At 57.8% G+C, this 8,609-nt stretch carries 6 protein-coding genes and 1 pseudogene; 2 read left to right on the forward strand and 5 right to left on the reverse strand.

The genetic code is table 11. The features are described 5' to 3' along the window. Positions 1-1,313 precede the first annotated feature (1,313 nt). Positions 1,314-1,403, reverse strand: coding sequence for a hypothetical protein (locus tag CXY72_RS20285; protein WP_255409243.1), 90 nt, complete (start codon positions 1,401-1,403; stop codon positions 1,314-1,316). Positions 1,404-1,507: 104 nt separating this feature from the next. After that, positions 1,508-1,591 (reverse strand): annotated as a pseudogene (locus CXY72_RS20290) (hypothetical protein); the annotation flags it as partial. Positions 1,592-2,103: 512 nt separating this feature from the next. Between CXY72_RS20290 and CXY72_RS00410 the strand changes: the two are divergent. Both CXY72_RS00410 and CXY72_RS00415 read left to right on the forward strand, forming a co-directional pair. After that, entirely contained in the window at positions 2,104-3,783 is a 1,680-nt protein-coding gene (locus tag CXY72_RS00410) for a GAF domain-containing sensor histidine kinase (RefSeq protein ID WP_104125765.1), read from the forward strand. Further along, positions 3,780-4,403 carry a response regulator transcription factor gene (locus CXY72_RS00415; protein ID WP_104125766.1) on the forward strand — a complete coding sequence of 208 codons (624 nt, stop codon included), beginning with the start codon at positions 3,780-3,782 and terminating at the stop codon, positions 4,401-4,403. The genes CXY72_RS00410 and CXY72_RS00415 overlap by 4 nt, the downstream gene beginning before the upstream one ends. 49 nt (positions 4,404-4,452) lie before the next feature. On the opposite strand, the gene CXY72_RS20445 is transcribed toward CXY72_RS00415, so the two are convergent. The 3 genes from CXY72_RS20445 to CXY72_RS00430 are packed head-to-tail and all read right to left on the reverse strand — an operon-like array spanning position 4,453 to position 8,037. After that, positions 4,453-4,728, reverse strand: coding sequence for a fumarylacetoacetate hydrolase family protein (locus CXY72_RS20445; RefSeq protein ID WP_146070974.1), 276 nt, complete (start codon positions 4,726-4,728; stop codon positions 4,453-4,455). Positions 4,729-4,735: 7 nt separating this feature from the next. Next, a complete protein-coding gene (locus CXY72_RS00425) occupies positions 4,736-5,662 on the reverse strand; it encodes a polysaccharide deacetylase (RefSeq protein ID WP_104125768.1) in 927 nt (308 codons plus the stop codon). Between the two features lie 20 nt (positions 5,663-5,682). Then, positions 5,683-8,037, reverse strand: a complete 2,355-nt coding sequence (locus CXY72_RS00430; protein ID WP_104125769.1) for a penicillin acylase family protein — start codon at positions 8,035-8,037, stop codon at positions 5,683-5,685. Between the last annotated feature and the right edge of the window lie 572 nt (positions 8,038-8,609).

The raw sequence follows: 8,609 nt of genomic DNA on the forward strand, positions 1-8,609 counted from the left end.
CCGTCAAATGCAGGTGGCGAATCTCAGCCCAATCATCCAATTTGATCACCTTCCATAATGGTTGGTGGCCCTATTTTCAGTTGGCGTTCTTGGCCCTATTTTCAGTCGGCGTTAACAAAGCAATGCACCTGAGGCGGTCAGTAGCGCAGACGGAACCCAGTTCTCGAATCCGAGATTGTCCAACGCACGAGAAATGAGACCACCAACAGTCGTATCCGCCGGGGCTTGCAGCTCTTGGACTGAAGGATCCTGTGCGTGATGCGCCATGTTTCATGATGCCGCAATAGATTGGCGAAAGCTAGATCCCTCATGATCATTAGAACCCTCTCGCGCGCGGAGACGGAACCGAAGGCAAGACGCGCGAGACCGGGGCTTCAAGAGACGCGTCATCGAAGCATTGGTGCAACTGGCGAACGCGATCATCGCCTTACGAAGTCTCACCCGTGCGGGATGGGCCCAAAACCATGAACCTTCGCGCGATTTCGAAGGCGTGTGAGTTCGTTTCTGCTGCTGCGGCACCTCACTTGACACGAATCCGGCTCGCCCACATGGATTTCCATGTAGTTGACAGTTCTTGCAGAGTGGACGAAAATCTGCGTGTGGGTGATGACAGAATTCCAGGGAGGTGGTCCGTGCAGGTCGTCGAGTACGTATGTCCCATCGACAACACTGAGAGAGTGTCAACAGAGGGTGCTCCTCCAGCATGCCCAAAGCATGGCATTCCGATGAAACCGGAGTCATAGGGCAGTTTGCTCGATAGGGTGTTCGTCGCAGGCTGTCTTTCGGGTGATACCACTGACCGCTCAAGCGACGACCTCGCGTCAAGATAGATCCTAAAATTGGGCTTGGATCGACTTCTTGGCTGACAAAGTGGAGTCTGTACACGACTGCTGCGGATTCAAGTTCTCTCCTCTTCCTCGCCTCGCAGCGTCGCATCAAGAACGCGTGTCGCCACAGGCCTGACGCGATAAAACGCAATTAGCGCAGAACCGATCAGTCAACTGGGATCGGCGATCGAGTGTTGTGGAAAAGCACCAATCGGATCCCTCGTAAGTTTGACGCAGGCAGGCGAACGATATAGGTGTCCAAATTGCGTAGGCGGGGATAAATTATAAAAAACGTGTCGACGTCGGTTGAAAATTGAGCCACTAACGACAGTGAAAACTGAGCCACTTGTTGTGTAACAAGGGCCATGGGGAACGGCCCACTGGCGGCCACTGGAAATGCGCGCTGGTGGCCATGAAAACTGCCCAGTCTTGACCACAGATCTGCCCACCATGGTTTGGCAGCGTTGGCCATGCTCGGGAGCAGGGTCAGTTCATTGGGGTCACGCCTTTCCCAGCGAGGGCCTGCGTGAGGAGGATGGAGTCGCCCGAGGTTTGGCAGACGTGCGCGTGGTGCAAGAGGCGGTCAACGGTCGCTGTCGCGAGGGTTTTCGGTATGAGCTGGTCGAAGCGAAAGGTAAGTTTCTGGTCAGGAGCAGCGAGGCATGTTTGTGACGCGATGACACGAGTTGGAAGAACAGGTTCGCGGCGTCCTGTTCGAACGGGACGTAGCCCACTTTATCAAAGCCGGCTTGGTCACGACCCATTGAGTGGATGGTCCTATTGATGTCAAGCGATTTTTTGTGCCGGATTGGGTTGTTGAGTTTTGTCGTCGAGCCATGCGCTGAAGGCTATTTCCAGATTGGTGTCAGCACGTTGTCCTATCTCGAGTCGGCTTAGGCGTTGGTAGGGGGACGTCGATTTGTTTGGCCGCCTCAGTGAGGACGATGCCGAGGGTTTGACGGCGTTGTCGAAGCCGCGGTCCCATAGGTAGCGCGATGGTGGGATTCTGGGTGAGCAATGCGAATATTTCATTGGCAACGTGGCGTTTAAGGCAGCGGACGATGTCGCTGTCGGAGAGGCCTTCGGCGGTCCGCCGGGCGATGTAGGCCGGTGAGGGTCACGACCAAGCATGCGTCGCCCCGCAGCAGCCCAATCCGCAGAAGCACAGAGAGCACTAACATTAAAGAGGTTTCCGGCGATGATCCGCCCTAAACGCTTCGTGTCGCGAAGACGCGAGACATCCACTCGACGGGGAGTGAGTTCGTGATGCAATTCGATGCAACGCAATCCATTTATGACACACGGTAGGGCAGTAATTCCGCGTGAGCAGTACCTATTCGATGGGGGTCAATCTCACGAGATTCAGACAGCGCTTCAAGAAATTCTTGACCTCAACCGCGCCGCGCTACACGCCGATTTCGCGCTGATCACTTACCACCCGTACTCCGCGCAAGCCAACCTAATTGCCTTGGCGTATTCGAGTACACAAGAGCTGGACTTCCCTCGACCCAACGAACCGCTGACGGTGAGCGAATCGTTGACGTCGAGCGAACCGCCGTCGGGGCGATTGCCTTCCTTTGTCGTTGATATGACGATACGTGCCCTTTTGCGCCGTCGCTCGATTCTGCTCACCTCGGCTGTAATCATTCCCTGGCGAGACGAGTACGGAAGCGGCAGTGTCATCACGGGCAATCTATCCAGTCGTCGAGTGCCGCTCCCAAAGGAAAGTGATCACCACTCCCACGCAATCAGTAGCGCCGTTCAAAGCGGTCGCGCCTCTGGTTCCGCCATAATCAAGGACGGATTGCATGCGGCCCTGAGAGAGGTCGCGGAAGCTAATGCAACCCTCCCTGACGCCGAGCTGCGACTTCACGCAATCCTGCAATCCGCCAAGGCCCTTTTCAGCACTGAGGTTTCCTATCTGGCGATGCCGGAACGGGATCGCCAGACGTTTCGCTTTGCCCAGACTCTGGGAATAACCACCTCGGCTTTCCGGGGGCTTCGTGTCGAAGAAGGACATGGCCTCGGCGGCTTGGCCCGGGTAATGCGCAACCCAGTCCGTTCCCTCAACTATTTCCGGGACGACCGCCTGTTGTCGGCTCCCGTTGCGGAGACCCGCGCCGAAGGAATCATCTCAGCAATGGCAGCACCGCTCATCCTGGATGAGCAGGTGAGCGGGCTGATTTACGTCGGTGACCGGAGCCTGCGCGCTTTCACCGAAACTGATGAACGCATACTTGAAGAGTTTGCACAGTTCGCCATGTTTGGAGTCGAGCAGAACATGATGGATGTCTACCGGAGGCAGGTAGTCAAACGCGAAGAACGCGAGCGACTTGCATTCGCTATTCACGATTCTGTGGTGCGCCGTCTTGTCGAAATCGGCTTTGTCGTCGAGGAGGGCCGGCGATCAACTCCATCGGCCGCCGCGCAACAGCACTACGCCGCTATCGAACACGCGACGAGGTCAGCCATGGACGCCTTGAGAAACCAGCTCTCCCAGTTGCTCGCAGATGATGACATCGAGGGAGTGGCGGATGCACGCGAGGTAATGAACCGAATAAAGGAACTGCGCCACTTCTCGGGAATCAGCCGCAGTCACGGGGAGAACATCGAGCCCGCTCATGGAACTCTTTCGGTTCTTGCGGCCGATACCCTAGTCCGGGTTGGCCAAGAGGCCATTGTGAACGCAGAAAGACACGCCCAGTGCACACATATTCACGTCCAGCTCGACTTGGCTGAGGCCACGGCGACGCTCACGATCCGAGACAACGGCGCCGCAATGACCCCGGTGCGGCTAAACCAAATGCAATCGATAGGTACCTCTCATTTCGGAGTCCGCGGGATGCAGGATGCTGTTCGATCCGTCGATGGACACCTTTCTTTTTCCTCGGCCCCCTCAGGAGGCCTCGTTGTCACAGTACGTGTCGATCGTTTCAGTCAAGGAGAACACCAATGATCCGCTTTTGCGTCGTTGACGACCACCAGATAGTCCGAGACGGGCTCGCGGCGATGGCACTGCGTGAGGAGGACCTGGAACTCGTGGGCTCCAGCTCTCTGCTCGCGGAGGCAGCCGATCTTCTAGCCGGCACAAAACCCGATGTGCTCCTGCTCGACTTACAGTTTAATGGCGAGAGCAGCATCCAGACCTGCTCGGCCTTGACCCAAGCGTTTCCCGAGGTGAAGGTTCTCCTGTTCAGTGCCTACGGCAACTCAGAACTGCTTCGGCAAAGCGTTCAAGCCGGAGCCGCCGGCTATATGCTCAAGGACACGGACACCTCGAAGATCCCCGAGATCTTGCGTGAAGTGATACGAAGTGGACACTATTTCGATTCACGGTTGTCGGGGCCCCTTCTCCGTGAGTCCTTTGGCCAGAGCCAATCGGAAGCCTTCACCGAACGTGAACTACGTATCGTTTCAGAGATAGCCCGCGGCTCCAACAACTACGACATCGCGGAACTTTCGAACATCAGTCCACACACCGTCAAGTTCCATATCTCTGCGATGTTGAAGCGCCATAAACTCCAGCGGCGGTCCGAACTTGTTCATCTCGCGATGAGCATGCACTTGCTCGATTGACGCGTCACACCAAAGTTTGCGGCACGCCATACTCACGATCGCATGCGGGTTACTGAACGAGCCGATTCCTTCGATTCAGACCTCCACCGTCTGAGATGAACACGATCAGTTCGGGGATGCTACGAAGCATCTCCGATGGGATGCCGCAGCGGCGCGGCATCCCATCGACAAAAGCCCCGATCAACTGGTCCTCGATGTCGAATTCCGTCTTGATGACCGGACCGATCGGACAGAATTTTTCGTTACCCTTTCGTCCGAACCCACTGACCGTCGGCGAACTCGGTGTGCCGAGGGGTGGTGGGGCCGGCTCCAACAGGCCCACCACTCCTTACTCAGACGCTGAGGGCGAAGCTGGAGTCGGCCGGCGGCGCTTCAACTCCACGAATGTCGGGGAGCGCTTGGAGACGGAGGTCCTCTTGGTCATCGACCCAGGCCGCGGTGATCTCGTCGAGGGTTGCGAACCACACGCCGTCCTTGGACGCGATGTGTTCAATGAGGCGCTCGTACCACATGATGTGGTGCGCTTGCCCGATGGTCTGGGGGTGCACGCACGTTGCGTAGACGGGATTCTCGACCTTGGCGTAGGCGTAGTCGAAGATATCCGTCCACCTGCGCAGAATGGTTTCGGTGTCCTGCATACCCGCCTGCGGCCCGGTGTAAGCGAGCGGCGGGAAATCATCCAGGTACCAGTTGACGGGAACTTCGAGAACATGGCTCGCCTTACCGGCGATGTTGCCCCGCTCCCAACGAACCTGCCAGCGACGAGGATAGTAGGGGACCAGGTCGCGAGCCATGAGGCTGCTGTCGTAACGGAACCCGAACTCTTCGACGAGGTCCAAGGTGCTCTCGCTATAGTCCCAGTAAGGCGAACGGTAGCCGACAGGTCGAATCCCGAGGACCTTTTCGAACGAGTCGAAAGCGAGCTGCATGAGGCGCTTCTCGGTGTCAGTGGTGATTCCCGGCGGGATTTCGTGGTAGTAACCGTGGTGTCCGAACTCGTGTCCGCGATCGAGAACCTCCTTGCACTGTTTCGAGAAGGTGTCAACTGTGTGCCCCGGGGTGAACCAGGTGGACTTGATGTCGTAGCGGTCGTACAGTTCCAACAGTCGCGGGACGCCGACCTCGGCACCATACTCTCCGCGTGACATGGTGGCCGGACTCGGCCGGTTGAAGGCTCCGAGCCACAACGCCTGGGCGTCGAAGTCCGTTCCAAGGTTGACAGCGATTTTCTTGCCCTCGGGTAATTGGAGGTGTCCCATGATATTTCCTTTCCTTGAGATTAATCGGTTGTAGGTGAGAGATGGATAATGTGTTCGGCCGCGGCTTCAATGCTTGACCGGGTGTAGAGCAGAGGAAATGCTTCTCCGCGTGCCCATGATTCGAAGAGGTCCTGGTAGTGGGGGCTCTCCAAATTGCCTGATTGGCCGGGAGCATTCATCGCGAGCGATGCGTCCCAATTGCCGACGTCGATTGCGACGCGGAACGTAGACCCTGCACTCTGCACGAAGTTCGGTCCGTATGCGGTGTTGCCCACCGTATCGCCGCTTCCGCCTCGAGGGAGCGGTCCGACGACGAGTTTCTCCTCGTCGACACCGCCGAGCAGCGCCTTGAGCGGGTGCGCCGCTCGGGCAGGGTGGAGTCGACCCCAAGTCCACGAGGCCCGTTCGACACCCAGAAGACTCTCGACTTCCGCTAAGGCGTTGGGCAGGGTGTTGCTAAGGGTGTCCATCAAGAACCCCGTTGGGTCTGGACCGAGTCGATCTCCCGGTGCTTCTATCAGCTCGAGGTCGATGCGTGCATCGGCGAGAAGGTCTTCCTTATTGGCAATTCTCTTCAAGACGTGCGCGTTGTCGTCACTCTTGGTGACATGGCTGACGGCGCGGGCGAGGAGTGCAGGGCGCAGGTGTCGGCGATACCAAACCTCAAAGAGGGCCGCAGCTGCGGAGTCTGCATCCAGTACGTTGTTCCAGTCCAAAAGAAGGCGTAGGCCATCGACGGCATCCGGATCCGGGAGCGGCAGCGCCCGAACAGCGTTGAGGATTCTGCGTGCCGGAATGCTGAGGTAGTCGCTTTGAAGTTCGACCATGTCTTCGACTGTCGCGTTGGACATTGTGGAAAGGACTTCATCGATACGGTGTCGACGATATGGTGCATACCAGTCATATGTGATGTGTCTGTCCTTCGGGAAATTCTCGGGCAGATTCATTTCGTTGGCCGTGGCAATCCAGCCCTGCTCCGGGTTGAAGTCTCCCGGTAATTGGTCCATGTCGCAGAAACCGGCCCACTCATAGCGTCCGTCTCCAGGCACAGGCAGGGTTCCATCCCAGTTCGATCGGATGGGTGTGAGTCCACCCGTCTTCCAGCCGATATTGCCGTCCGTGTCTGCGTAGACCTGATTTTCGGGCGGAGCACCCCAGCGGTTCATGGCGCCGAGAAACTCGTCCCAGTCGTGGGCTCGCATGTAATCCATGCTTCCGAGGTACGGTGCCATGCCGGGCTCCAGCCACGCCGCGCGTACCGCGAATGCGGTTCCCGCCGTCTCGTCGACGTGAATGACTGGGCCGTGCCGAGTGAAGACGAGCTCGATTTCCACGTCGTCGCCGCCCTTAACCTCAACGGTCTCCCGAACGACCTGCATCGGCTCCCATCGGTTTTGGTAGCGGTACTCTCGGGGGTTTTCAGGGTTGAGCTTGTAGATGTAGAGTTCTTCCTGGTCGATCGCGAAAATCGTCAAACCGAAGGCGATGCGACCGTTGTGGCCGATGCTGATTCCGGGCAGACCCGGCTCGCCGCCGCCGATGACGTCGAAGCCGGGTGCGTTGAGGTGGGCAAGGTAGCGAAGACCCGGGAGCGCCGCGGCTGCACGGTGGGGGTCGTTCGCGAGGAGCGGTCGGCCTGTCGCCGTCCGGCTTCCAGTGACAACCCAGTTGTTGCTTCCCTCGGGAAGAACCTTGCCCTGAGCCGCTCCGGGATCTGGGGTCGTAAACGGCGGAGGGGTGGTCGCGAGGTCGTAAACAGCAAGCACGTCATCAGGGATCAGGGCGACGTCGAGACCTTCTGGAATCGTCAGCTCGTTGAAAGGCTCTCTGCGACGCCGCAATTCCTCGATGTCCTGCCCATGGTCTCGAATCGTCAGGGCACGGGAGACCTTTTCACGCACGTTGTAGAAGAGGCCGTGACTGCGAATCCGGGAGACGTCGGACGGCTCCCAGCATTCAGGCGCATAGCCGAGCTCCTTGAACTCGGTCGGTAAAAGACTGGCGTCGTCCCGGGTCATCTGGATGAACGCGTTGATTCCTTCGACGAAGGCGGTCGTTGCGCGCTTAGTGTCTGAACCGTAGGAAAGCCAGTCAGTATGCATATCGCCCCGATAGAGGAAGAGCCTAGCTGCGCGGTCACGCTCTGCGTACTCCGGACCGAAAACGCTGGACAGTCGTCCCAATCCACGACGACGCCAGAAGTCGATCTGCCAAAGCCTGTCGCGGGCGGCGTTGAAGCCCTGTACCCGAAAGGCGTCATAGGTGTTTGTGGCATAGATATGCGGAACACCCCACTGGTCGACGATGATTTCTGCAGGAGCAGTGAGGCCAGGAAGACTTAGTGACTCCTGGCTCGGCTCCGTTTGGGATGTCATATCGCTACTCCTAGTCGGTCTTCATTGACAGGTACGCTCAGCTATGCAGTTGAGGGAAATCGGCTCTGCCGAACTCCATCGAACAACACCAGTTGAGGCCTGTATCTATTGAGCCCCAGACGCCCGAGATCATGTGGCTAAGCCTGCGAGGCCGATCGGGTAGCGGCCAAATAGCCATTCGGCCAACAAAGACCACCCATTCAGCGCACTTCGATATATCGCGCGCGCTGGATAAATCTGAGCACTGCGGAGGCGTGCGCAAGTCCCCAGTGAGCGCTGAGGATCTACACTGTAAGCCGCAGGCGGATTCAATCGGTCGTCGCAACACTCTATTTTTGTGAGGTGTTGTACGTGTGGTCGAAGTATGAGCTGGTTGAGAAGCAGGTGCGGTTTTGGGTGTTGATCACTCAAGGTTCGATGCTGACTGCAGTGTGCGGTGCCGTGGGGTGAATCGACAGGAACTGGAACTCACTCGGTCGAACGTGTCGAATCGGCGCACAGAACGGGCTCTCACCGCTGACGCCGTGAGAGCCCGTTTTTTGTGTTATCTCGTAGTCGTTACCTAGTGGTTA

Origin of the sequence: Cryobacterium sp. Y57 (genome assembly GCF_002929505.1) — a bacterium.
In the GTDB taxonomy this organism is placed as follows: domain Bacteria; phylum Actinomycetota; class Actinomycetes; order Actinomycetales; family Microbacteriaceae; genus Cryobacterium.

Bases quoted from the DNA above. Each gene is read 5' to 3' on its own strand.
- CXY72_RS00430 (WP_104125769.1), bottom strand. From the start codon at position 8,037: ATGACATCCCAAACGGAGCCGAGCCAGGAGTCACTAAGTCTTCCTGGC.
- CXY72_RS00410 (WP_104125765.1), top strand. From the start codon at position 2,104: ATGCAACGCAATCCATTTATGACACACGGTAGGGCAGTAATTCCGCGT.
- CXY72_RS00425 (WP_104125768.1), bottom strand. From the start codon at position 5,662: ATGGGACACCTCCAATTACCCGAGGGCAAGAAAATCGCTGTCAACCTT.
- CXY72_RS00415 (WP_104125766.1), top strand. From the start codon at position 3,780: ATGATCCGCTTTTGCGTCGTTGACGACCACCAGATAGTCCGAGACGGG.